Annotated in this window: 23 protein-coding genes; 2 read left to right on the top strand and 21 right to left on the bottom strand. The window is 65.0% G+C overall.

Annotated elements, in window-relative coordinates:
- Window positions 1-61: 61 nt before the first annotated feature.
- The 4 genes from Herbaro_RS10540 to ppsA form a co-directional block, all read right to left on the bottom strand.
- Window positions 62-1,348 (bottom strand): serine hydrolase domain-containing protein, encoded by a 1,287-nt coding sequence (locus Herbaro_RS10540; protein ID WP_275013771.1) that lies wholly within the window; start codon window positions 1,346-1,348, stop codon window positions 62-64.
- Window positions 1,349-1,395: 47 nt separating this feature from the next.
- Window positions 1,396-2,307, bottom strand: a complete 912-nt coding sequence (locus Herbaro_RS10535; RefSeq protein WP_275013770.1) for an SPFH domain-containing protein — start codon at window positions 2,305-2,307, stop codon at window positions 1,396-1,398.
- Between the two features lie 35 nt (window positions 2,308-2,342).
- Window positions 2,343-2,777, bottom strand: coding sequence for an NfeD family protein (locus Herbaro_RS10530; protein WP_275013769.1), 435 nt, complete (start codon window positions 2,775-2,777; stop codon window positions 2,343-2,345).
- Between the two features lie 156 nt (window positions 2,778-2,933).
- On the bottom strand, window positions 2,934-5,291 hold the full coding sequence (gene ppsA / locus Herbaro_RS10525; RefSeq protein ID WP_275013768.1) for a phosphoenolpyruvate synthase: 2,358 nt from the start codon (window positions 5,289-5,291) through the stop codon (window positions 2,934-2,936).
- Between the two features lie 364 nt (window positions 5,292-5,655).
- On the opposite strand from ppsA, the gene ppsR reads away from it, so the two are divergent.
- Window positions 5,656-6,510, top strand: a complete 855-nt coding sequence (gene ppsR, locus Herbaro_RS10520; RefSeq protein WP_275013767.1) for a posphoenolpyruvate synthetase regulatory kinase/phosphorylase PpsR — start codon at window positions 5,656-5,658, stop codon at window positions 6,508-6,510.
- Window positions 6,511-6,574: 64 nt separating this feature from the next.
- Here the strand turns inward: ppsR and Herbaro_RS10515 are convergent, their stop codons facing one another.
- The 17 genes from Herbaro_RS10515 to rpsB all read right to left on the bottom strand — a co-directional run bounded on the left by Herbaro_RS10515 (window position 6,575) and on the right by rpsB (window position 23,187).
- Window positions 6,575-7,048 carry a DUF6314 family protein gene (locus Herbaro_RS10515; protein WP_275013766.1) on the bottom strand — a complete coding sequence of 158 codons (474 nt, stop codon included), beginning with the start codon at window positions 7,046-7,048 and terminating at the stop codon, window positions 6,575-6,577.
- 17 nt (window positions 7,049-7,065) lie between these two features.
- Window positions 7,066-7,860, bottom strand: coding sequence for a TrmH family RNA methyltransferase (locus tag Herbaro_RS10510; RefSeq protein WP_275013765.1), 795 nt, complete (start codon window positions 7,858-7,860; stop codon window positions 7,066-7,068).
- On the bottom strand, window positions 7,857-8,492 hold the full coding sequence (gene rnhB / locus Herbaro_RS10505) for a ribonuclease HII (RefSeq protein WP_275013764.1): 636 nt from the start codon (window positions 8,490-8,492) through the stop codon (window positions 7,857-7,859). Before rnhB ends, Herbaro_RS10510 begins: the two co-directional genes overlap by 4 nt.
- Before the next feature lie 48 nt (window positions 8,493-8,540).
- The gene (lpxB, locus tag Herbaro_RS10500; protein WP_275013763.1) at window positions 8,541-9,716 is read right to left on the bottom strand and encodes a lipid-A-disaccharide synthase; all 1,176 of its coding nucleotides are present in this window, start codon (window positions 9,714-9,716) and stop codon (window positions 8,541-8,543) included.
- Window positions 9,700-10,488, bottom strand: a complete 789-nt coding sequence (lpxA, locus tag Herbaro_RS10495; protein ID WP_275013762.1) for an acyl-ACP--UDP-N-acetylglucosamine O-acyltransferase — start codon at window positions 10,486-10,488, stop codon at window positions 9,700-9,702. Before lpxA ends, lpxB begins: the two co-directional genes overlap by 17 nt.
- 127 nt (window positions 10,489-10,615) lie before the next feature.
- Window positions 10,616-11,080: a 3-hydroxyacyl-ACP dehydratase FabZ gene (fabZ, locus tag Herbaro_RS10490; RefSeq protein ID WP_275013761.1), complete on the bottom strand. Its 465-nt coding sequence runs from the start codon at window positions 11,078-11,080 to the stop codon at window positions 10,616-10,618.
- Window positions 11,073-12,131 (bottom strand): UDP-3-O-(3-hydroxymyristoyl)glucosamine N-acyltransferase, encoded by a 1,059-nt coding sequence (gene lpxD, locus Herbaro_RS10485; RefSeq protein ID WP_275013760.1) that lies wholly within the window; start codon window positions 12,129-12,131, stop codon window positions 11,073-11,075. The genes fabZ and lpxD overlap by 8 nt, the downstream gene beginning before the upstream one ends.
- 141 nt (window positions 12,132-12,272) lie before the next feature.
- Window positions 12,273-12,746, bottom strand: a complete 474-nt coding sequence (locus Herbaro_RS10480) for an OmpH/Skp family outer membrane protein (RefSeq protein ID WP_275014000.1) — start codon at window positions 12,744-12,746, stop codon at window positions 12,273-12,275.
- Between the two features lie 83 nt (window positions 12,747-12,829).
- Window positions 12,830-15,214 carry an outer membrane protein assembly factor BamA gene (gene bamA, locus Herbaro_RS10475; RefSeq protein ID WP_275013759.1) on the bottom strand — a complete coding sequence of 795 codons (2,385 nt, stop codon included), beginning with the start codon at window positions 15,212-15,214 and terminating at the stop codon, window positions 12,830-12,832.
- A gap of 190 nt (window positions 15,215-15,404) precedes the next feature.
- Complete coding sequence (gene rseP, locus Herbaro_RS10470) at window positions 15,405-16,778, bottom strand: RIP metalloprotease RseP (protein ID WP_275013758.1); 1,374 nt, start codon at window positions 16,776-16,778, stop codon at window positions 15,405-15,407.
- Window positions 16,775-17,947 (bottom strand): 1-deoxy-D-xylulose-5-phosphate reductoisomerase, encoded by a 1,173-nt coding sequence (ispC, locus tag Herbaro_RS10465; RefSeq protein ID WP_275013757.1) that lies wholly within the window; start codon window positions 17,945-17,947, stop codon window positions 16,775-16,777. The genes rseP and ispC overlap by 4 nt, the downstream gene beginning before the upstream one ends.
- A 28-nt stretch (window positions 17,948-17,975) precedes the next feature.
- A complete protein-coding gene (locus Herbaro_RS10460) occupies window positions 17,976-18,803 on the bottom strand; it encodes a phosphatidate cytidylyltransferase (protein WP_275013756.1) in 828 nt (275 codons plus the stop codon).
- Complete coding sequence (gene uppS / locus Herbaro_RS10455) at window positions 18,803-19,561, bottom strand: polyprenyl diphosphate synthase (RefSeq protein WP_275013755.1); 759 nt, start codon at window positions 19,559-19,561, stop codon at window positions 18,803-18,805. The genes Herbaro_RS10460 and uppS overlap by 1 nt, the downstream gene beginning before the upstream one ends.
- 206 nt (window positions 19,562-19,767) lie before the next feature.
- Window positions 19,768-20,328: a ribosome recycling factor gene (frr, locus tag Herbaro_RS10450; protein WP_275013754.1), complete on the bottom strand. Its 561-nt coding sequence runs from the start codon at window positions 20,326-20,328 to the stop codon at window positions 19,768-19,770.
- 113 nt (window positions 20,329-20,441) lie between these two features.
- Window positions 20,442-21,158 (bottom strand): UMP kinase, encoded by a 717-nt coding sequence (gene pyrH / locus Herbaro_RS10445; RefSeq protein ID WP_275013753.1) that lies wholly within the window; start codon window positions 21,156-21,158, stop codon window positions 20,442-20,444.
- Window positions 21,159-21,428: 270 nt separating this feature from the next.
- Window positions 21,429-22,316: a translation elongation factor Ts gene (tsf, locus tag Herbaro_RS10440; RefSeq protein ID WP_275013752.1), complete on the bottom strand. Its 888-nt coding sequence runs from the start codon at window positions 22,314-22,316 to the stop codon at window positions 21,429-21,431.
- Between the two features lie 130 nt (window positions 22,317-22,446).
- Window positions 22,447-23,187: a 30S ribosomal protein S2 gene (gene rpsB, locus Herbaro_RS10435; protein WP_275013751.1), complete on the bottom strand. Its 741-nt coding sequence runs from the start codon at window positions 23,185-23,187 to the stop codon at window positions 22,447-22,449.
- 334 nt (window positions 23,188-23,521) lie between these two features.
- On the opposite strand from rpsB, the gene map reads away from it, so the two are divergent.
- Entirely contained in the window at window positions 23,522-24,346 is an 825-nt protein-coding gene (map, locus tag Herbaro_RS10430) for a type I methionyl aminopeptidase (protein WP_275013750.1), read from the top strand.
- The last annotated feature ends 114 nt before the right edge of the window (window positions 24,347-24,460 follow it).

Raw genomic sequence — 24,460 nt, 5'->3', positions numbered from 1 at the left:
CATGCAAAACGGCCCATCCTGCGCATGGCAGGACGGGCCGTTTGCTTTGGCGGGCGATGACTTATTTCGCCGGCGCCGGATCCGGCTTGTTGACGATGGCCGCCATCAGGCCGCGCTGCACCGCAGTCTGGAAGGCCTGCAGGTCGGCCATCGCCTTCTCGGGCGGATACGGGATCGGCAGCCGGTTGAACAGCACCGCCCACGACCAGCCGTCCTCGCGCGCCTGCAGGTAGCCATAGCTGCCGGTGGTGAGCGCGCCGCTGTGCGACAGGATATTGACGCCGTCCATGCGGGTCACCACCCAGCCCAGGCCGTTGTTGTTGTCCGGCATGGCGCCGTTGCGCCGCTTCATCAGCGCCACCGTCTGCGGCTTGAGCAGCGCGGTCTTGGCCGTACCTTGCGCGGCATCCGCGAAACGCACCAGGTCGGCAGCGCTGGCGACCCAGCCGCCGTGCGCGTCCATGGTCGCCAGGTGGAAACCGAAATAGGATTCCGGACCGGTGGCGCCGCCGCCATCCTGGTCGGGCACCGCCGGCCAGCGCGGATCGTCGTAGTAGGCAGCCTCGCTGGCGGCGCGCTGCACGCGCTTGTCGGCGCCGACGATGGCGTCGTCCACGCCGGCCGGCTTGAACACCAGCTCCTGCACCGCCTGCTCATAGGGCTTGCCGCTCTTGTGCTCGATGATGCGGCCGAGGATGTTGTAGCCGAAATTGCTGTAATGGAATTCGGTGCCCGGCGGCACGTCCAGCGAACGCTGCTTCAGCATGAAGGCGATCACGTCGCGCGCCGAGGCCGGCGCCTTCACGTTCATGGTGCGCGCGATATCGACCAGGTCGTACTGCGGATCGTAGTCGGTGGCGCCCCAGCCGGCGGTGTGCTGCAGCAGGTCGCGCAAGGTGATCTTGAGCACGCGCGGGTCGCGCGGATTGGCGAACTCGGGATAGGCCGCATCCGGCAGCAGGCCGTCGGCGCCGAACACCTTGCGCTCCAGCGCCTGCGGCAGCTCGTCCTCGAACAACTTGAGCACCGCCACTGCGGTCACCGGCTTGGCGATGCTGGCGATGCGATACAACGTCTGCGGCGTGGCCGGCGTGTTGCTCTCGACCACGGCCACGCCATAGCCGCGCTGGTAGACGAATTCGCCCTTGTAGGCCACGGCGATGCTGGCGCCGGGAATCGGATACTTGCCCAGCAGCTGCGCCATCTGCGCGTCGACCCGCTGGGCCAGCGCCTCGTCCAGGCTCTGGGCCTGCGCCGGCGCCAATGCCCCGGCGGCGATGAATGCCGCGCACAGCGCGCCCCTTACGGGCAGCGCCGGCAGCAGGCGGCGGATATGGCTCAACATCATGTGCTTCCCTCTCCCTGGTTTGCTTTGTCGTACCGCCGTGCGCGGGCTTATTTCTGCGTCTTCACCACCGTCAGCGCGGAGGCGATCAAGCCGCTCATGTCCGACAGGTTGGCCGGCACGATGATGGAATTGTTGGTCTTGGCCAGCTGGCCGAAGGCGCTCACGTATTGCTCCGCCACCTTCAGGTTCACGGCGTCGGAGCCTCCCGGCGCCTGGATTGCGGCGGCGGTCTTGCGGATCGCCTCGGCGCTGGCTTCGGCGATCGCCAGGATCGCCGCAGCCTGGCCCTGGGCGCGATTGATGGAGGCCTGCTTCTCGCCTTCGGACTTGGCGATGGCGGCTTCGCGCTCGCCGGTGGCGATGTTGATCTGCTCCTGCTTGCGGCCTTCGGAGGCGGCGATCAGCGCGCGCTTCTCGCGCTCGGCGGTGATCTGCGCCTGCATCGCGTGCAGGATCTCCTTGGGCGGCGTGAGATCCTTGATCTCATAGCGCAGCACCTTCACGCCCCAGTTCTCGGCCGACTCGTCGATGGCGCTGACGATGGCGGTGTTGATGTGGTCGCGCTCCTCGAAGGTCTTGTCCAGCTCCATCTTGCCGATCACCGAGCGCAGCGTGGTCTGGGCCAGCTGGGTGATCGCCGCGATGTAGTTGGAGGAGCCGTAGGAGGCACGCATCGGGTCGGTGATCTGGAAATACAGGATGCCGTCCACCTGCAGCTGGGTGTTGTCCCTGGTGATGCAGACCTGCGGCGGCACATCCAGCGGGATTTCCTTGAGGATGTGCTTGTAGGCCACGCGGTCGATGAACGGCACCACGATGTTCAAGCCGGGGCCGAGCGTGGCGTGGTACTTGCCCAGGCGCTCCACCACCCAGGCGTGCTGTTGCGGGACCACCTTGACCGTCTGCACGACGAACACGATGGCGATGAAGAAAATGACCAGGGTGACGCTTCCGAGCATGAGGCTCTCCTTGAGTGTGATGGGGGACGGCGCGCTCAGCGCGGCGCGACGATCAACCGGCTGCCGCGTATCTCGCGGATGGTGAAGGCGCCCGGGACGGCGGGGTGGCCGGCTTGCAGCTCCACGTCCCACATGGCGCCGCGGTACGGCACGCGGGCGACATGCCGGTCGCCGTGTTCCTGCCAGGCGCTGACGTCCACGCTCTGGCCGATGTCGAGGATGATGTTGGGGTCGTCGTTGGCGGCGTTCCCGCGCAGGCGGCCGAAGCGGCTGCGGCGCAGCAGCAGCACCGCGGAGATGCCCACCAGCGCCGCCGCCAGCAGCTGCCATTCCAGCAGCGCGCCCGAGAGCGCGGCGATGCCGCCGGCCGCCACGCCCAGCGCGATCATCAGCAAATAGAAGGTGCCGGTAAACAGCTCGGCGACGATCAGCGCGCCGGCCAGCACGAACCAGATGGCCCAATCAGTCATATGCGATTCCCGTTCAAGGTTGCCTGCCGCTTACCCTGCGGCAAGCGCGGCACCAGTCTACCCCACAATGCCATCGGCCAAAAACAAAGGCGCGGACATTTCTGTCCGCGCCTTCACGCTCGCCCCCGGACGGCGCCTGCGCGCCGCCGGGCCGGATTACTTCTTCTTGGCCAGCTGCTGCCAGGTGTCGATCACCGTGTCCGGGTTCAGCGAAATGGACTCGATGCCCTGCTCCATCAGCCACTCGGCGAAGTCAGGGTGATCCGAAGGTCCCTGACCGCAGATGCCGACGTACTTGCCCTTCTCGCGGCAGGTGGAGATGACCTTGGTCAGCAGCGCCTGCAGCGCCGGATCGCGCTCGTCGAAGTCGGCCGCCAGCAGCTCCATGCCGGAGTCGCGGTCCAGGCCCAGGGTCAGCTGGGTCAGGTCGTTGGAGCCGATCGAGAAGCCGTCGAAGTATTCCAGGAACTGCTCGGCCAGGATGGCGTTGGACGGCACTTCGCACATCATGATGACGCGCAGGCCGTTCTCGCCGCGCTTCAGGCCGTTCTTGCCGAGCAGGCCGATGACCTTCTCCGCCTGGCCCAGGGTACGCACGAAGGGCACCATCACCTCGACGTTGGTCAGGCCCATGTCCTCGCGCACGCGCTTCATGGCCTGGCATTCCATCTGGAAGGCTTCGGCGAAATCCTCGGCCAGGTAGCGCGCGGCGCCGCGGAAGCCCAGCATCGGGTTTTCCTCGTCCGGCTCGTAGCGCGAACCGCCGATCAGCTTCTTGTACTCGTTCGACTTGAAGTCGGACAGGCGCACGATCACCGGCTTGGGCCAGAAGGCCGCGGCGATGGTGGCGATGCCTTCGGCCAGCTTGTCGACGTAGAAGGCCTTGGGCGAAGCATGGCCGCGGGCCACCGATTCGACCGCCTTCTTCAGGTCGTTGTCGATGTTCGGGTACTCCAGGATCGCCTTGGGGTGCACGCCGATGTTGTTGTTGATGATGAACTCCAGGCGCGCCAGGCCGACGCCGCCGTTGGGGATCGACTGGAAGTCGAAGGCCAGCTGCGGGTTGCCCACGTTCATCATGACCTTCAGCGGGATTTCCGGCAGCTCGCCGCGCGCCACTTCGGTCACTTCGGTTTCCAGCAGGCCGTCGTAGATCTTGCCTTCGTCGCCCTCGGCGCAGGACACGGTCACCAGGATGCCGTCCTTGAGCAGGTCGGTGGCGTCGCCGCAACCGACGACCGCCGGCACGCCCAGCTCACGGGCGATGATCGCGGCGTGGCAGGTGCGGCCGCCGCGGTTGGTGACGATCGCGGCGGCGCGCTTCATCACCGGCTCCCAGTTCGGGTCGGTCATGTCGGCCACCAGCACGTCGCCGGGCTGCACGCGTTCCATCTCGGCCGGGTCGCTGATCACGCGCACCGGACCGGCGCCGATCTTCTGGCCGATCGCGCGGCCGGTGGCCAGCACGGTGCCGGAGCTCTTGAGCTTGAAGCGCTGCTGGGCGTCGGTCGCCTTCTGCTGCGACTTCACGGTTTCGGGACGGGCCTGCAGGATGTACAGCTTGCCGTCGCGGCCATCCTTGCCCCACTCGATGTCCATCGGGCGCTGGTAGTGCTTCTCGATGATGGTGGCGTACTTGGCCAGCTCCACCACTTCGGCGTCGGTCAGAGAGTAACGGTTGCGCAACTCGACCGGCACATCGACAGTCTTGACCGAGCGGCCGGCCTTGGCTTCGCCGGTGAATTCCATCTTGAGCAGCTTGGAGCCCAGGTTGCGGCGGATCACCGGCTGCTTGCCCAGTTCCAGCATTGGCTTGTGCACGTAGAACTCGTCCGGGTTGACGGCGCCCTGCACCACGGTTTCGCCCAGGCCGTAGCTGGAGGTGATGAAGACCACGTCCTTGAAGCCCGATTCGGTATCGATGGTGAACATCACGCCGGCGGCGCCGACGTCGGAGCGCACCATGCGCTGCACGCCGGCCGACAGCGCGACCTCGGCGTGGGTGAAGCCCTTGTGCACGCGATAGGAGATGGCGCGGTCGTTGTACAGCGAGGCGAACACGTGCTTCATCGCTTCCAGCACGTTGTCGATGCCGACCACGTTGAGGAAGGTCTCCTGCTGGCCGGCGAAGGAGGCGTCGGGCAGGTCTTCCGCGGTGGCGGAGGAGCGCACGGCGAACGACATCTCGCCGGTGGAGTCGGCCACCAGCTTTTCATAGAAGGTGTGGATCTCCTGGTCCAGGCGCGGCTGGAACGGCGTATCGATGATCCACTGGCGGATCTCGGCGCCGGCGGCTGCCAGCGCGCGCACGTCGTCGATATCCAGGTTTTCCAGGCGCGTGGCGATGCGCGCGGCCAGGGTCGGGCCACCGTCGGCGCTGTGCTCAAGGAAATCGCGGAAGGCTTGCGCAGTCGTGGCGAAACCGCCCGGCACGCGAACGCCTGCGCCGGCCAGCTGGGAAATCATTTCACCCAGCGATGCGTTTTTGCCACCGACGGACTCGACGTCCGTCATGCGAAGAGTTTCAAAGGAGGCTACGTATACCGCCCCCTGCGTATTTGCTGCGTTGGACATGACTACCCCTAGCTTGATGATAAGAAATCTTCGCGGGTGCGGCATGCGCCTGTTTATTTTTGTTATTCTGGGGCGATGGCGACAGCTGTGGCGGCATCGGAGACGAGCCCGGGGACATCAGGAAACGCGCGCACGAACCGAGGACGTTTGCCAGTGCAAACATCGACAGAAACTCGGCCAAACTGCGCAGGCGGGTGATGGTCATCAGGATGAGCTGCTCGATTAGTTGCTAGGCATTGTAACCCGTGTAATCATTTTTGTTCATTGCACCAACTTTTTTTTAATATTTATTTCCGACAACATTATGCTCGACCCCATGCCGCTCCCGCGCACCGCTCCGATGATCGCCGCCAACCGTACCGTGTTCTTCGTCTCCGACGGCACCGGCATCACCGCAGAGACGCTCGGGCACTCCGTGCTGAGCCAGTTCGAGCTGCGTTTCAAGCAGGTGCGCCTGCCCTTCATCGACACGCTCGACAAGGCCTACGAAGCGACCCGCAAGATCAACGAGGCATTCCAGGTGGACGGCAAGCTGCCCATCGTCTTTTCCACGCTGGTGAAGTCCGAGCTGTCGTCGGTGATCCGCCAGGCCAAGGCCATGCACATGGACCTGTTCCAGACCTTCGTCGAGCCGCTGGAGCAGGAACTTGAGATGAAGTCCACCCACACCATCGGCCGCAGCCACAACACCGCCGACTCGCAGGAGTACAAGAACCGCATCGAGGCGATCAATTTCTCGCTGGCGCACGACGACGGCCAGTCCAACAAGAACCTGTCGGAAGCCGACGTCATCCTGGTCGGCGTGTCGCGCTCGGGCAAGACCCCGACCAGCCTGTACCTGGCGATGCAGTTCGGCATCAAGGCCGCCAACTATCCGCTGATCCCGGAAGACTTCGAGCGCGACAAGCTGCCCAGCGGCCTGGTGACGCACAAGAAGAAGATCTTCGGCCTGACCATCGCCGCCGAACGCCTGGCCGAGGTGCGCAACGAGCGTCGCCCGGGCAGCAAGTACGCGGCGCTGGAAAACTGCCGCTACGAGATCAACGAAGCCGAGAAGATGATGCGCCGCGAAGGCATACGCTGGATGTCGTCGACCGCCAAGTCGATCGAGGAGATCGCCGCCACCATCCTGCAGGAGATCAAGCCGGAGACGCGCTGAGCCGTTCCCGGCCCAAATGCGAAGAGCCGGCGCGCGCCGGCTCTTTTGCGTTGTGCGGGCGAGCTCAGCCGCGCCGGTAGGCGGTCAGCACCCGGGTGTGCTTCCTGGGGCCGCTGATGAAGGTTTCCATCGTAAAGCGGTCGTGATCTTCAAGCGTGTAGGCCGCGTTGTAGCAATCCGGGCCGCAGATGTGGTCGGCCGCCGGCGCCAGCAGATTGGCCTTGAGCACGTAGCGCTGGTAAGGCTGGCCGACGCGCTCGCCATCGGCGAACAGGACCTCCACGTCCTCCTCGCCGAAGCGATAGTCGAACACCCGGGTGAACGCGATGGCGCGGCTGGCGGCCGAAGCCGGGAGCATGCGCAGCGCGCCCTGCTCGCGGTACACCAGCTGCCGCGCCGACGCGCCGTCGCTGAATTCGCACGCGCCCTCAGCCTGGGCCTGCGGATCTGCGCCGCCCTCCCAGATGGTGCGCGCAAAGCGCCACGGGCCACGGAAGAAATCCGCCAGGCCTGCGAGATCGGAGGGAGGGAACGCCATGCCGCCGCCGTCGCGCTTCAGCCGGCCGCCGCCATGCGCTGGCGCACCTGTTCGAAGAAGCACACCGCAGCCGCAGCGGCGACGTTGAGCGACTCCATCTCGCCCAGGTGCGGAATCACCACCTCGTGCGAGGCCGCTTCCTGCAGGTGCGGCGACACGCCCTGCCCTTCATGCCCGAACAGCCAGGCGGCAGCGCCCGACAGGTCGCAGTCGTAGATGGTCTGCGCCGCGTGCGAGCTGGTGGCCAGCACCGGGATGCTGCTGTTGGCGCACAGCGGCTCAAGCTCGACGTTCTCGAAGATGTCCAGCACGAAATGCGCGCCCATGCCCGCGCGCAGAACCTTGGGCGACCACGCGGCGGCGGTGCCGGCCGAGCAGAACACCTGGCCGATACCGGCGGCGGCGGCGCTGCGCAGCACCGAGCCGAGGTTGCCGGGATCCTGCAGGCCGTCCAGCAGCACGGCCGATTCGGTCAGCGCCGGCGGCGCGACCGGCTTGGGCGTGGCCACCAGCAACAGCAGGCCGACGCCGTTCTCGACCTGGCTGACGGTGTTGTACAGGTTGTCGGGCAAGCCCAGGCAAGGCACGCGAGTGCGTTCGCACTGTTCCAGGATGGGCGCGACCTCGGGATGATGCAGCGCGCTCTCGGCCACCACGCAGGCCTGCGGCGCCCCGCGGTGCTGCAGCCAGGCCTGCGCCAGGTGCACGCCGTCGAGCAGCGTCTGTCCGGCGCGACGACGCGCCTGGCTGCTGCCGGCCAATTGCTTCAGGTCCTTGAACTGGGGATTGTCCCTGGAGGTGATGATCTTCATGCGCGCCCCGCCGAGGCCTGGCCCACGGCCAGCAGTGCCTTGACCGGCGCGTAGGAGCGGCGGTGCACCGGCGACACGCCATGCAGGCGCAGCATTTCCAGATGCAAGGCGGTGGGATAGCCCTTGTGGCGGTCGAAGCCGTAGTGCGGATAGCTGTCGTGCAACACCATCAGCGCGGCGTCGCGCGCGGTCTTGGCCAGGATCGAGGCGGCCGAGATGGCCGGCACCTTGTCGTCGCCCTGCACGATGGCTTCCGAGCGGATGCTCATCACCGGGCAGCGGTTGCCGTCGATCAGCGCCAGCGTGGGCAGCGTGGCGAGGCTTTCGACGGCGCGCCGCATGGCCAGCATGCTGGCCTGCAGGATATTGAGCTGGTCGATCTCCTGCTCGGTGCAGGAGGCGATGGCCCAGGCCGTCGCGTTGGCCTTGATCTCCAGGGCGAGGCCGTCGCGCGCGGCCTCGGAGAGCTTCTTGGAGTCGCGCAGGCCGGCGACCGGGCGCGCGGGGTCGAGGATCACCGCGGCGGCGAACACCGGGCCGGCCAGCGGGCCGCGGCCGGCCTCGTCCACGCCGCAGATGATCTCGCCGGCGTAGTCGAACAGGGACAGGGTCTGGGGCGCCGCCTTGGGCATGGTGCGTTTCCTTGGTTGAATCTCTTGGGTTGAATCTGTCGCTGCCGCTTATTTCCGGCGCGCGCCCAGCACCTCGCACACGGCGTTGGCGCTTTCGCGGCTGGTGTCGCGCAGCAGCGCGTGATGCATGTCGGTGAAGCGGCGAACCAGCCGCTGCTGGTGGGCATGGTCGTCAAGCTGATGCCACATGGCGTCGGCCAGCGCCTGCGGCGTGGCGTCGTATTGCAGCAGCTCCGGCACCAGGAACTCGCGCGCCAGGATATTGGGCAAGCCTATCCACGGCTGGTAGCCCATGTGGCGCATGAGCTGGTACGAGGCCCACATCACCTTGTACGAGATCACCATCGGCTTCTTGTACAGCGCCACCTCCAGCGAGGCGGTGCCGGACGCCACCAGCACGGCGTCGGCCGCTTCCATGGCGCTGTGCGATTGCCCGGCGATGAGCTTGAGTTCCAGGTCCTCGTAGTGGCCTTGCCGGATCTGCTCGCCGAAGAAGGCCATCTGCTTCTCGCCGGCCATGGGCGCGACGAACTGCAGCTGCGGGTCGCGCTGCCTGAGCAAGCGCGCGGCGGCCAGGAAGTCGGCGCCGTTGTGCTTGAGCTCGCCCATGCGGCTGCCCGGCAGGATGGCCACCACGCGCCGGTCGGCGGCCAGCCCAAGGCGCGCGCGGGCGGCGGCCGGATCCGGCTGCATCGGGATCACCTCGGCCAGCGGGTGGCCGACGTAGGTGACCGGGATGCCGGCATTGCGATAGATGCTCTCCTCGAACGGGAAGATCACCAGCATGTGCGACACGGCGCGCGCGATCTTCCTGATGCGCCAGCCGCGCCAGGCCCAGATCTGCGGGCCGATGAAATGGATGGTCGGGATGCCGGCCTTCCTCAGCTGCTCTTCCAGGCCGAGGTTGAAGCCGGGGTAGTCGACGCCGACGAACGCGTCCGGGCGCTCGGCCAGCAGCTTGTCGCGCAGCGCATCCTGGATGCCCTTGATCTCGCGGTAGCGCGGGATCACCTCGAACAGGCCGCGTACGGTCAGCTTGTCCATCGGCCAGTCGCTGGCAAAGCCTTGCGCCATCATGTGCTCGCCGCCGATGCCATGCAGGCGCGCCTCGGGCAGGCGCTCGCGCAGGCCCGCCAGCAGCCGGCTGCCGAGCAGGTCGCCGGAGCTCTCCCCAGCGACCAGCGCGATGGATTGCCGGCGCGCCGGTTCAGCGGATGATGCCACGGGCCGAGGCCTCGATGAATTCGCGCATCAGGCGGATGTGCTGGGCCGAATCGGCCGACTTGGCTTCCATCTGCGCCAGTTGCTGCTTGGCTTCTTCCAGCGGCAGGCCGGCGCGGTAGATGGCCTTGTAGGCGCGCTTGATCTCCATGATCTGCTCGCTGGTGAAGCCGCGGCGCTTGAGGCCCTCGCTGTTGATGCCGGCCGGCACGGCGCGGTTGCCGGCGGCGGTCACGAACGGCGGCACGTCCTGGCTGACGGCGGCGGTGAACGCGGTCATCGCGTGCGCGCCGATGTGGCAGAACTGGTGCACCGTGGTGAAGCCGCCCAGGAACACGTAGTCGCCCAGGTGGACGTGGCCGGCCAGCGTGGCGTTGTTGGCCAGGATGATGTTGTTGGCCAGCTGGCAGTCGTGCGCCAGGTGGACGTAGGCCATGATCCAGTTGTCGTTGCCGATGCGGGTGGCGCCGGCGTCCTGGGCGGTGCCGCGGTTGAAGGTGACGAATTCGCGGATGGTGTTGCGGTCGCCGATCTCCATGGTGGTCGGCTCGCCGGCGTATTTCTTGTCCTGCGGCGCCGCGCCGATGGAGGCGAACTGGAAAATCTCGTTGTCTTGGCCGATCGTGGTGTGGCCTTCGATGACCACGTGCGGGCCGATGCGGGTGCCCGCGCCGATGCGCACGTCGGGGCCGATCACGGCATAAGCGCCGACCTCGACCGTGGAATCAAGTTGCGCGCCCGGCGCAATCAATGCGGTGGAATGGATCCTGGACATATCCTGTATTCGCTTCTGGTGTGCGCGATGCGCTTGCTGCAAGCCGTAAAACGTTCAATGAATCAGGCCCGGCGGGACGCAAATCGATCGTCGGCCGGGCCTGCGTGCGGCATATGCCGAAACCTGCTCAGGCGCTCTGGCTGGCGTCGGCGGCGCTGCGCATGGTGCACATCAGGTCGCCCTCGACCGCCACCTGGCCATCCACGGTGGCGACCGCGGTGTACTTCCAGATGCCGCGCGCGCGGCGGGTGATGGTCACTTCCATCTTCAGCTGGTCGCCCGGCTCGACCGGACGCTTGAAGCGGGCATTGTCGATGCCGACGAAATAGACCACGGTGTTCTCGTCGGGCTTGCGGCCTTCGGTGAGGAAGGACAGCAGCGCGGCAGTCTGCGCCAGCGCCTCGATCATCAGCACGCCCGGCATCACCGGCTTGTGCGGGAAGTGGCCGTTGAAGAACTCTTCATTGACGGTCACGTTCTTGATGGCGGTGATCGTCTTGCCGCTCTCCCAGTCCAGCACGCGGTCCACCAGCAGCAGCGGATAGCGATGCGGCAGGTACTGTTTGATTTGATTGATGTCGAGGCTATTCATTCTCTTCTTGATTCGGGTTAAGCGTTTTCAGCGTTTTTTCCAACGCCCGGATTTTCTCACGCATCGCGCCCAGATTGCGCACCAATGCGGCGGATTTTTCCCAATCCCGGTGTTCGGTGATGGGATAGAAGCCTGTGTATTGCCCTGGCTCAAGGATGGAGCGCAGCGCCAGCGTACCGGCCGAGACGTGCACCCGGTCGACGATGGTGATATGGCCATGGATCATGGCTGCGCCGCCGATGGAGCAATATTTGCCGATCCTGGCGCTGCCGGCGATGCCGGCGCAGGCGGCGATGGCCGTGTGCGCGCCGATATGGCAGTTGTGGGCGATCTGGATCTGGTTGTCGAGCTTGACGCCCTCCTCGATCACCGTATCGGCCAGGGCGCCGCGGTCGATGGTGGTGTTGGCGCCGATTTCGACGTCGTCGCCGATCATCACGCGTCCCACCTGGGGAATCTTGATCCACTGCCCCGCCTCGTTGGCGAAACCGAAACCGTCGGCGCCGATCACCGCGCCCGAATGGACGATGCCGCGTGCGCCGATATGGCAGCCGTGGTGCAGCGTAGCCCGGGCGTGGAAATGCGTGTCCTCGCCCACCACGGCTCCGCGGCCGATGAAGCTGCCGGCGTCGATGCGCGCGCGCTCGCCGATCACCGCGCCGGCTTCGATCACCACATGCGGCCCGATCACCGCGCCGGCGGCCACCGCCGCCGAAGGATCGACCACCGCGCTGGCATGCACGCCGGCCGGCAGCGCCACCTCGGCCTGCGCCTGGAACAGCTGGGCCGCGCGGGCAAAGTAGGCGTAAGGATTCTTGACGACGATACGGGCGCCGCCGTAGGCCTGCACCTGGGCGTCGTCCGCTTCGGACAGGATCAGCGCGGCCGCCTGGGTCTGGTCGGCCTGCGCGCGGAACTTGGGATTGGAGAGGAAGGTGATATGGGTCGAGCCCGCGGCGTCCAGCGGCGCGATGCCATGGACCGCGAGGTCCGCATCGCCCTTCAACTGACCGCCCAGGCGCTCCACCAATTGTGCCAGCCGGATACTCATCTTGGCCTTCCGATTGATATGCCTTGCTTCAATACTCAACTGCCGCAGCGCCGCGCCGGACGGCACAACGCTGCGGCCCTTCAAGCGGCATGCGGGCGCGAAGGCGTCACCGCCCTCGCGCCCGCATCCGGTGCCCAGCTGTTACTTGGCCAGTTCTTTCAGCACCTTGTCGGTGATGTCGATGCGCTTGCTGGCGTAAACCGCTTCCTGGAAGACGATGTCGTACTTCTCAGCCTCGGCGATCTGGCGAATCACCTTGTTGGTGCGCTCCAGGACCACGGCCAGCTCTTCGTTGCGGCGCTGGTTCAGGTCTTCGCGGAATTCGCGCTGCTTGCGCTGGAATTCCTTGTCCAGGTCGGACAGGTCGCGCTGGCGCTTGGCGCGGTCGGAATCCGACAGCACGGTGGAATCCTTGTCCAGCTTTTCGGACTGGGTCTTCAGGCGTGCCGCCATATCCTGCAGCTCGCGGTCGCGCTTGGCGAACTCGGCTTCCAGCTTGGTTTGCGCAGCCTTGGCGGGCACCGCTTCACGGAAGATGCGCTCGGTGCTGACGAAGGCGATCTTCGAGCTTTCCTGCGCTTGAACAGCTGCGGCGCTCATCAGGCAGGCCGCCATCACGATGGTTTGCAGGGTCAGGAACGATTTGGTCATGAACTTCAAGGTTGTTCTCCGTAATACAGAATTCAATAATGCCCGGCTTAGAAGCCGGTACCCAGTTGGAACTGGAAGGTTTGAGACTTGTCGCCGTCCTTCAGGTTCAACGGCTTGCCGTAGCTCAGCTTCAGCGGACCGATCGGCGACACCCAGCTGATGCCCACGCCTGCCGAATAGCGCAGGTCGCTGAACTGGATGCTCTGGCGATCGGCGAAGACGTTGCCGCCGTCGAAGAAGGTGAACCAGCGCAGTGTACGGTCCTGGCCCGAGCCCGGGAACGGGAATTGTAACTCCGCATTGCCGTACAGGCGCGAGGCGCCGCCCATCGAGTCGCCGTACTGGTCTTTCAGGCTACCCAGCGACGATGCCTCATAGCCGCGCACGGTGCCCATGCCGCCGGCGTAGTAGTTCTTGAACACCGGATACGGCTTGCCGCCGAAGCCGCGGCCGTAGTCGAACTCGCCGTTCAGCGCCAGCGTCACGGCCTTGCTGAAGAACGGTTGGAAATACTGGTGCTGGTAGCTGGCGCGATAGTACTTCAGCGAACCCAGCGTCGACACTTCCAGGTTGGCGCGCATGTACTGGCCGGTGGTCGGCACCAGGGCGCTGTCGCGGCCGTCGCGCTGCCACGCCACGGTCAAGGGGATGGACAGCGTGGTGGTGCTGCCGATGCCGCAAGTCGCAGCCGAGGTCAGGTCGGAGGAAACGTTGCAACCTGCGCCGCCGTTGCCGCCGAAGTCGCGCACATACTGGCGGTACAGCGACGGGCTGGTGTAGTCGGTGCTGACCTGCGTGCTTTCGAGGCCAACGCCGAAGAACACGCGGTCCAGTTCCGAGAACGGCACGCCGAACTTGACGCTGCCGCCCAGGGTCTTGACGCGGTAGTCGCCGGTGGCATAGACCGACGGACGGATCGTGCGCAGGTAGACTTCGTAGGTGCGGCTGATGCCGTCGTCGGTGAAGTAAGGATTGGTGGTCGACACCGAGATCGTGCGGTAGCGCGAGCTGGTGTTGACGTCGATGCCCACGGTGTTGCCGCTGCCGAATGCGTTTTCCTGCGAGATCGAGCCGGTCAGGCTGACCTTGTCGGCCTGCGAGAAGCCGGCGCCGACCATGATGTTGCCGGTCGGCTTTTCCTCGACCTTCATGTTGACGTCCACCTGGTCGTTGGCGCCCGCCACTTCCGGCGTGTCAACGGTGACTTCCTTGAAGTAGCCGAGGCGGTCCACGCGGTCGCGCGAGAGCTTGATCTTCTCGCCGTCGTACCAGGAATCCTCGAACTGGCGGAATTCGCGGCGGATCACTTCATCGCGGGTCTTGGTATTGCCGGCGATGTTGATGTGGCGCACGTAGACCCGCTTGCCCGGGTCGATCATGATCGTGAAGGCGACTTCCTTCTTCTCGCGGTCGACGTTCGGGTTGGCGTTCACGTTGGCGAACGCGTAGCCGAAGTTGCCCATGCGCTCGCTGATCTTCTTGGTGCTGTCGGTGAGCTTGGAGCCCGAGTAGACGTCGCCCTTCTTCAGCTGCACCAGCGAGGCCAGCTCCTGGTCCATGCCGAACATCTCGCCTTCCAGCTTGACGCCGGAAACGGTGTATTTCTCACCTTCCTTGATGTTGACGGTGACGTAGATGTCCTTCTTGTCCGGCGTGATCGAGACCTGGGTGGACTCGACCTGCATCTCCAGGTAGCCGCGATCCAGGTAGTAGGAACGCAGGGTCTCGATGTCGCCCTGCAGCTTTTCCTTGGAATACTGGTCGGCCTTGGTGTACCAGGTGAACCAGCCCGGCGTGGTCAGCTTGATCTGGTCGCGCAGGGTGCCGTCGGAGAACACCTTGTTGCCGACGAAGCTGATCTGCTTGATGCGCGAAACCTCGCCTTCGTCCACGGTGAAGGTGATGGCCACGCGATTGCGCTCCACCGGGGTCACGGTGGTCGACACCTTGGCGCCATACAGGCCGCGCGACAGGTACTGGCGCTTGAGCTCCTGCTCGGCGCGGTCCACCTGGGAGCGGTCGAAGATGCGGGAGTCGGCCACGCCGATTTCCTTCAACGCCTTGGTCAGCTGTTCCTTGTCGAATTCCTTGATGCCCGAGAAGTCGACGCTGGCGATCGCCGGCCGCTCGACCACCTGCACCACCAGCACGTCGCCTTCGGCTTCGATGCGCACATCCCGGAAGAAGCCGGTCGCGTACAGCGCCTTGATGGCCGCAGTGCCCTTTTCATCGGTGAAGGTGTCGCCCACGCGCACCGGCAGGTAGCTGAAGACGGTGCCGGCTTCGGTGCGCTGGATGCCTTCGACGCGGATGTCCTTGACCACGAAAGGCGCCGCCGCCATGGCCTGGCTGGAGCACAGGGCGAACGCGGCTGCGGCGATCAGGCGACGGGAGATTGTCGGGATGGGATATTGCGCAGGGTGTAATTTCATCTATCGTTCATCAACAGTGTTTTAGCCGCGGCACTGCCTGACATGATGCTGGTAAGCAATTGAAAACGGATCGCAATCCATTGCCAATTGCTTAACAACTGCCATCGGGGTTGGCCGGCAAATGTAAAAAATCCGGTCTTTTTCGCCGGCTCCCGCGACTCGCATCGCAAAGGCCGGCAAGAGGCCGGATCTATCCTTGGAACATCAAGCGCACGATGTCGTTGAAAGCGGCCACGAGCATCAGCGCCATCAGTATTCCCAGGCCGGCGCGCTGCGCGATTTCCCCAAACCGCTCGGAAACGGGCCGCCCTGTCAAAATCTCCAGCGCATAATACAGCAAATGACCGCCATCTAAAACCGGGATCGGCAAGAGATTCATCACGCCCAGGCTGATGCTGATGAAAGCCAGGAAGCTCAGGTAGCTGACCAGGCCCACGCGCGCAGTCTGCCCTGCGTAATCGGCGATGGTGATGGGGCCGGTGATGTTCTTCAGGGAGACCTGCCCGACGATCATCTTGCCGATCATCTTGATGGTCATCACGCTGGTGTCCCAGGTGCGGCGCGCGCCCTTGGCGACGGCTTCCAGCGGACCGTCGCTGACGGTCGCCATCTCCGGCGCCAGCGGCACCTCGACCTTGATGCGGCCGATGCGGCGGCCCTCGGCGCCGTCCTCGACGCTCTCCGGCACCACCGTCACGTCGAAGGCGGAAGCGCCACGCATGCCGTGCAGCGCCAGGCTCTTGCCGGCCGACTCGCGCACCTTCTCGACGAAGGCCAGGCCGTCGCGCACCGGCGCGCCGTCGATGGCCAGGATGCGGTCGCTGGTCTGCAGCCCGGCCGCCTTGGCCGGGCCGTCCATGATCTTGCCCAGCACCGCCGGCGGGCGCGCCAGCGCCAGGCCCAGCTTGGCCAGGAAATCGCCTTCCAGTTCATTGCTGCTGACGCCGTCCAGGCGCAGCGTGACGCTGTTGAGCAGCTTGCCCTCCCCGTTCGGGTTCAGGCGCTCGACATCCACCCGTGCATCGGCCTTTTCCAGCACCAGTTGCATCAGTTTCCAGCGCACCTCCGACCAGACCTGCACCGGCGCGCCGTTGATGGCCGTGATGCGGTCGCCGGCGCGCAAGCCGGCCTGCCAGGCGGCAGTCTGCTGCTCGGCGCCGCGTAGCGTGGGCACCGGCTCGGGCACCCCATGCATGTACAGCCCGGCGAACAGCAGGATCGCCAGCAGGAAGTTGGCGATCGGGCCGGCCGCCACGATGGCGATGCGGCGCCACACCGACTGGCGGGTGAATTCGCGCTTGAGGTCTTCCGGGGGGATGTCCTGCAGGTCCTGCTCGCGGGCGTCGAGCATCTTCACGTAGCCGCCCAGCGGCAGGATGGACAGCGCCCATTCGGTGCGGTCGCGGCCGAAGCGGCGCGACCAGATCACCCGCCCCATGCCCACCGAAAAACGCAGCACCTTCACGCCGCACCAGCGGGCGACCAGGTAATGCCCCAGCTCGTGCACCACGACCAGGGTGCCGAGGGCGACGAAGAAGGCCAGCAGGGTGTGCAGCAGGGTCATTGTGAAATCAGGGCTTCGGCATGGGCGCGCGCCGCGGCATCCTGCTCCAGCAGCGCGCCGATGTCGGCCGCCTGGCGGTTGGGAATCGCGGACATGACCCGTTCTATCAGTTGGTCGATCTTCCTGAACCCGATCCTGCGGTCGAGGAAGGCTTGCACGGCGACCTCGTTGGCCGCGTTCAGGACGGCAGCCAGCGTGCCGCCCGCGCGCAAGGCATCATACGCCAGTTTCAGGCAGGGAAAGCGCTGCAGGTCGGGCTGGCTGAACGACAGCCGGGCGATCTGCGCCAGGTCCAGCGGCGCCACGCCCGAGGCGATGCGCTCGGGATAGGCCAGCGCATTGGCGATGGGCGTGCGCATGTCGGGGTTGCCCAACTGCGCCAGCACCGAGCCGTCGACATAGGACACCATCGAATGGATCACGCTTTGCGGATGGATGACCACCTCGATCTTGTCGGCCGGCGCGCCGAACAGCCAGTGCGCCTCGATCACTTCCAGGCCCTTGTTCATCATGGTGGCGGAGTCCACCGAGATCTTGCGCCCCATGACCCACTTCGGATGCGCCACCGCCTCTTCCACGGTGACCTCGTTGAGGGTGGCGACGTCGCGGGTCAGGAACGGGCCGCCGGAAGCGGTCAGCAGGATGCGCTCCACGCCGTGCGCCGGCAGCGAACGGGTGTAGCCCGGCGGCAGGCACTGGAAGATGGCGTTGTGTTCGCTGTCGATGGGCAGCAGGCTGGCGCCGTTGGCGGCCACCGCATCCATCAGCAGTTGCCCGGAGATCACCAGCGCCTCCTTGTTGGCCAGCAAGATCTTCTTGCCGGCCCGCGCCGCCGCCAGGGTCGAGGCCAGGCCCGCGGCGCCGACAATCGCGGCCATGACCATGTCGCAGCCGTCGGCAGAAGCGATATCGCACAGCGCCTGCGGGCCGTAGGCCACGTCGGTGGCGACCTCCCTGGCGCGCAGCAGCGCCTCCAGCTCGGCGGCCGCGGCGGCCGAGCCGACCACGGCGACCCGCGGACGGAAGCGCTCGCACTGCGCCGCCAGCTCGGCCACCCGCGCGTGGGCGCTCAGGGCATGGACGCGGTAGCGATCGGGATGCCGGGCGATGACGTCCAGCGTGGAGACGCCGATGGAACCGGTGGAGCCGAGGATGCTGATGGACTGCATGGAATTTCCGGGAGTGAGCCGGCGGCGCTTACGCAGCCGCCAGCCAGAGATCGATCAGTGCCGCCAGCGGCAGCACGGGAATGAGGGCATCGATGCGGTCGAGCACGCCGCCATGGCCGGGCAGCAGGTTGCTGCTGTCCTTCATGCCGGCGCGGCGCTTCAATTGCGACTCGAACAGGTCGCCCACCACGCTGGCGGCGACCATCACGGTAAGCGCCGCGACAAAGGCCAGCCATCCCCAGCGGTCGAACAGGCGCAGCTGGAAGGTCTCGCCCAGGCTGACCGACATCGCCACCGCGGCCGAAATCACCAGCACCGCGAGCCAGCCGCCGATGGCGCCTTCCCAGGACTTGCCCGGTGAAATCGACGGCGCCAGCTTGTGGCGGCCGAAGCCCTTGCCGGAGAAGTAAGCGCCGATGTCGGCCACCCAGACCACCGCCATGACCGACAGCAAGTACAGCGGCGAGCGCTGGAACAGGTCGACGATGGCCACGAAGCAACCCAAGATGGAGAGCATGTAGGTGCCGTTCAACAGCCGGTTGGCGAACACCTCGGCCTTGGGCAGGCCCAGCGCCAGCGCGGGCGTGAAGCGTATCGCCCACAGCACCACGCACAGCACATACAGCGGACGCACGCTGGGCAGGCCGCTGAAGAACAGGATCACGCAGAACACCAGCGTCCACGCCACCGCCCACACCGCCGGGCGCGGGCTCTTGAACAGGCGGAAACATTCCCAGGCGCCGGCCGCGAAGAACACCAGCGCGGCCATGGCGAACGCCGGGAAGTAATCGAAGTACAGGATCGGCAACAGGATCGCCAGCAGGATCAACGCCGTGATGACGCGCGTCTTTAGCATCAGGAAGCCTTTTTCTGGTCCAGCACTTGCGCGCTGGTGCGCCCGAAGCGGCGCTCGCGTTGTTGGTACGAGGCAATGGCCAGGTCGAGCGCCGCGGCGTCGAAATCGGGCCAGAACGTATCGGTGAAGTACAGCTCGCTGTACGCCAGCTGCCACAGCAGGAAATTGGAGATGCGCTGCTCGCCGCCGGTGCGGATGAAGAGGTCGGGCTCGGGCGCATAGGCCATCGCCAGGTAAGGCGCCAGCGCCTCCTCCGCAAACTCCGGCACGCCGGGGTTGGCCTTGATCATCTTCGAGACCGCCTGCATGACATCCCAGCGGCCGCCGTAGTTGGCGCATACCGTCAGCGTCAGGCGGCTGTTGCCGGCGGTCTGGGCTTCGGCCTTGGCGGCCATATCCTGCAGCTTGGGATCGAAGCGACTCATGTCGCCGACGATCTTCAGGCGAATGCCGTTGGCCGACATCTTGCCGACTTCGCGCTCGAGCACCGTCATGAACAGGCGCATCAGCACCGACACTTCGTCGGCGGGACGACGCCAGTTCTCGGAACTGAAGGCGAACAGGGTCAGGAATTCGACGCCGCGCTCGGCGCAGGCCTCGACGATGGCGCGCACCGCATCGACGCCCTTGGCGTGACCGGCCACGCGCGGCAGGAATCGTTTGGTTGCCCAACGCCCGTTGCCGTCCATGATGATGGCAACATGGCGCGGAACCGCGGAAATATCCGGAACCGCAAGAGTTGAGCTTTGATGCTTCATGAAAAATTATTTAGTGCATTGATGGCGTTGAGCCGCACCATGGTAGCGGGCTGCCGGGACTTTGACAAACAAGGCGGCCGATAGCTCAGCCGCACTTGCGTCGGCAGCCTTGGCGCTGCCCGCCGCACAATTATTCCTTTTGTTTCTGATGCTGTGCCGCGCGGCCGCGGACAAGGCGGCCGCGCGCAGGCCCTGCAAGGACGGCGTCACACCGTCATCACTTCCTTTTCCTTCTCGCCGACCAGCTTGTCGATCTCGGCGACGAACTTGTCGGTCAGCTTCTGGACGTCGTCCTGGCCGCGACGTTCGTCGTCTTCCGAGGCGACCTTGTCCTTGACCAGTTTCTTCAGGCCTTCGTTGGCTTCGCGGCGGATGTTGCGGATCGCGATCTTGGCGTCTTCGGCCTCACCCTTGACCAGCTTGACCATTTCCTTGCGGCGCTCTTCGGTCAGCGGCGGCATCGGCACGCGGATCAGTTCGCCGTGGGTGGCGGGATTCAAGCCCAGGTCGGCTTCGCGGATGGCCTTCTCGACTGCGGCCACCATCTTCTTTTCATACGGCTGCACGCCGATCGTGCGGGCGTCGATCAGGGTAAGGTTGGCCACTTGCGACAGGCCGGTCGGGCTGCCGTAGTAGTCGACCATGACCTGGTCCAGGATGCCGGTGTGCGCACGGCCGGTGCGGACCTTGGCCAGGTTGGCCTTGAGCGTCTCGATCGACTTGCTCATCTTTTGTTCACTGTTCTTTTTGACGTCAGCGACACTCATGCTGCTCTCCTAACTTGATGCAATAACTTGTCTTGAATGCGAATGCCCATGGGAAAGCGGGCATTGTAAACGGGAATACCGGCACACGGCCGGTTTTATCTGCGCGCAGCGCCTCAGACGTGGACCAGCGTTCCCTCGTCTTCGCCCAGGATCACGCGCTTCAATGCGCCCGGCTTGACGATGGAAAACACCTTGATCGGCAGCTTCTGGTCGCGGCACAGCGCGAAGGCGGTGGCGTCCATGACCTGCAGGTGCTTGGAGATGGCCTCGTCGAAGGAAATCGACGCGTAGCGGGTGGCGGCGGGATCCTTCTTCGGGTCGGCGGTGTAGACGCCGTCGACCTTGGTCGCCTTGAGCACGATTTGGGCGCCGATTTCCGAACCGCGCAGCGCGGCAGCCGTGTCGGTGGTGAAGAAGGGGTTGCCGGTGCCGGCGGCGAACACCACCACCTTGCCCTCTTCCAGGTATTGCAGCGCCTTGGGGCGCACATAGGGCTCGACCACCTGTTCGATGCCGATGGCCGACATCACGCGGGCGGTCAGGCCGGCCTGGCGCATGGCGTCGGCCAGGGCCAGCGAGTTCATGACGGTGGCCAGCATGCCCATGTAGTCGGCGGTCGCGCGATCCATGCCCTGGGCGCCCGGCGCCACGCCGCGGAAGATGTTGCCGCCGCCGATCACGATCGCCAGCTCCACGCCCAGTTTGCTGATTTCTGCCACATCCGCGACCATGCGTTCGATGGTCGCGCGATTGATACCGTAGGCGTCGTCGCCCATGAGTGCTTCGCCGGAAAGTTTGAGGAGTACGCGCTTATAAGCAGGTGTTGTCATTGCAGGGCTCCGTGTTCTATCCGATTTTTGAATTGCCATTGACGCTTCCCACACCGGTTCCCGCTCGGGCGAAACGGCGCGCTATCGCCGCGGAAACTGGCCAGGACGCATGAAGTGTACTACCGCGCCTTATTGTTTTTCTGGCACCTGCCGCCAGCTCTTTCGCGAGTGGAGCGCGAAGACCATGACAGTAGATGCGGCTTTCCCCGAAAGTTCCGGGGGCAGCTTAAAAAAACGGGCCTCTCGGCCCGTTTTCTTGATGACGCTTGCTTACTGAGCTTGTTTCGCAGCAGCCACTTGCGCCGCCACTTCAGCTGCGAAGTCGTCCTGCTTCTTCTCGATGCCTTCGCCCACCACGTACATGGCGAACGACTTCACGTTGGAATTGGCAGCCTTGAGCATCTGTTCGACGCTTTGCTTGTCGTTCTTCACGAAAGCCTGGTTGAACAGCGAGACTTCCTTCAAGTACTTCTGCACCGAACCGTCGACCATCTTGGCGACGATGTCGGCCGGCTTGCCGGATTCGGCGGCCTTCAGGGCGGCGACCGAACGTTCCTTCTCGATCAGCTCGGCCGGCACTTGCTCGGACGACAGGGCCACCGGCTTCATGGCGGCGATGTGCATCGCGACGTCCTTGCCCACTTGCTCGTCGGCGCCGTCGAACTCGACGATCACGCCGATGCGGGTGCCATGCAGGTAGGAGACCAGCTTGGCCGAGGTTTCGAAGCGCTGGAAGCGGCGGAACGACATGTTCTCGCCGATGCGGCCGATCAGTTCGGTGCGCAGTTCTTCCAGGGTCTTGCCGTCGGCCAGCTTGCAGGCGCCCAGGGCAGCCACGTCGGCCGGATTCTGCTCGACCACCAGCTTGGCGGCGGCCTGGACCAGGCCGATGAATTCATCGTTCTTGGTGACGAAGTCGGTTTCGCAGTTCACTTCGACCAGCGCGCCGACGTTGCCGGCGATGTAGGTCGCGATCACGCCTTCGGCGGTGATGCGCGAGGAAGCCTTGGAAGCCTTGCTGCCCAGCTTGACGCGCAGGATCTCTTCGGCCTTGGCCAGATCGCCGTCGGCTTCAGTCAGCGCCTTCTTGCATTCCATCATCGGCGCGTCGGTCTTCGCGCGCAGTTCACCCACCAATGCTGCGGTAATTGCCGCCATACTATTCTCCTGACTTGAAGGCGCTTCGCAGGTCGCGAAACGCCTGAAATTCGAAAATTGAATCAAAAAAAAGGGGCCACTGCGTAAATCCCGCTGTCACCCCTTTTTGTACTGCACGGAAGAAGCAGAATTAAGCCTGCTCGACCTCGACGAACTCGTCGCCCTTGACTGCTTCGACGACGTCGTTGACGGCATTCGCACGGCCTTCCAGCACGGCGTCGGCCATGCCGCGAGCGTACAGGGCGATTGCCTTGGCGGAGTCGTCGTTGCCCGGGATCACGTAGGTGACGCCTTCGGGCGAGTGGTTGGTGTCGACCACGCCGATGACCGGGATGCCCAGCTTGGCGGCTTCGGTGATGGCGCCCTTGTGGTAGCCGACGTCGATCACGAAGATGGCGTCAGGAATGCCGCCCATGTCCTTGATGCCGCCGATGGCCTTTTGCAGCTTTTCCTGCTCGCGGCTGAACAGCAGCGCTTCCTTCTTGGACAGCTTCTCGACCGAACCGTCTTCGATCGAAGCTTCCATGTCCTTCAGGCGCTTGATCGAGGTCTTGATGGTCTTGAAGTTGGTCAGCATGCCGCCCAGCCAGCGCTGGTCAACGTAAGGCACGCCTGCGCGCTGCGCTTCGCCGGCCAGGATTTCGCGGGCTTGACGCTTGGTGCCGACGAACAGGATGGTGCCGCGGTTGGAAGACAGCTGGCGCACGTACTTTTGCGCTTCCTGGAACAGGCCCAGGGTCTTTTCCAGGTTGACGATGTGGATCTTGTTGCGATGGCCGAAAATGAAGGGGGCCATCTTGGGGTTCCAGAAGCGGGTTTGGTGACCGAAGTGGACACCGGCTTCCAGCATTTCGCGCATAGTAACGGACATGAATTTCTCCAGGGTTAGGTCTGGAATCCGCTCGGTCATCCGGCTCATGCAGCCTGGACACCCTTTTGGCGAACGGATTCGCGTTTCAAAAAAAACAATCATCACGATAATGCGGGAACAACATTTCCCGATGACATCACCATGACCAACCTGACTGTTTCAGGTCAGCCCGAGATTCTACCCCGTCCACGTCATTTGTTCAAGCATCACATGAGGTTCGCGACGCGGGCCGTGCCTGCCCGGCGGCCCGCGCCATGGCGCGCCCGGCCGACAGAAAATACCCCTGTCGACTATAATTCCTTCTTGACGATTTTCTAGCGAATTGCGATTTACCATGGGCAACATCACCATCAAGACCGCCGAAGACATCGAAGGCATGCGCGTGGCCGGCCGCCTGGCCGCCGAGGTGCTGGACTACATCACCCCCTTCGTCAAACCCGGCGTCACCACCGGCGAGATCGATCGCCTGTGCCACGAGTACATGACCAATGTGCAAGGCACTATCCCGGCCCCGCTGAACTACTGCCCGCCCGGCTACACGCCCTACCCCAAGGCCATCTGCACCTCGTTGAACGACGTGATCTGCCACGGCATCCCGGGCGACAAGGTGATGAAGAACGGCGACGCCCTCAATATCGACGTCACCATCATCAAGGACGGCTACCACGGCGACACCAGCCGCATGTTCTTCCTGGGCGAACCGTCGATCCTGGCGCGTCGCCTGGCCGAGATCACCTACGAATGCATGTGGCTGGGCATCTCCAAGATCAAGCCCGGCGCCCACCTGGGCGACATCGGCCACGTCATCCAGCAGCACGCCGAGAAGGCCGGCTACAGCGTGGTGCGCGAATTCTGCGGCCACGGCATCGGCCGGGTCTTCCACGAGGAACCGCAGGTGCTGCACTACGGCCGCCCCGGCACGCTGGAAAAGCTGGAGGCCGGCATGATCTTCACGGTGGAGCCGATGATCAACGCCGGCCGCCGCGAAATCCGCGAAATGGGCGACGGCTGGACCATCAAGACCAAGGATCGCAGCCTGTCGGCGCAGTGGGAACACACGGTGCTGGTCACCGAGACCGGCTTTGAAGTGCTCACCGTGTCGCCGGGCATGCCGGCGCCCCCGGCCTTCATCCAGAACCAGGTGGCCGCCGCGGCCTGATCTTTTACCGGCCACGACTGCGGCGGAAATCGCGATGCACGCCCTGCGGGCCGTCGCCATTTCCGCCGCGGCGCTTCATGGGCAGGACACGGCGCCTGCCATCCGCGCCCGGCC

This window comes from Herbaspirillum sp. WKF16, from assembly GCF_028993615.1.
GTDB lineage: Bacteria > Pseudomonadota > Gammaproteobacteria > Burkholderiales > Burkholderiaceae_D > Herbaspirillum.
The sequence above is the reverse complement of the archived record's forward strand: the minus strand, read 5'-3'. Positions and strand labels throughout refer to the sequence as shown.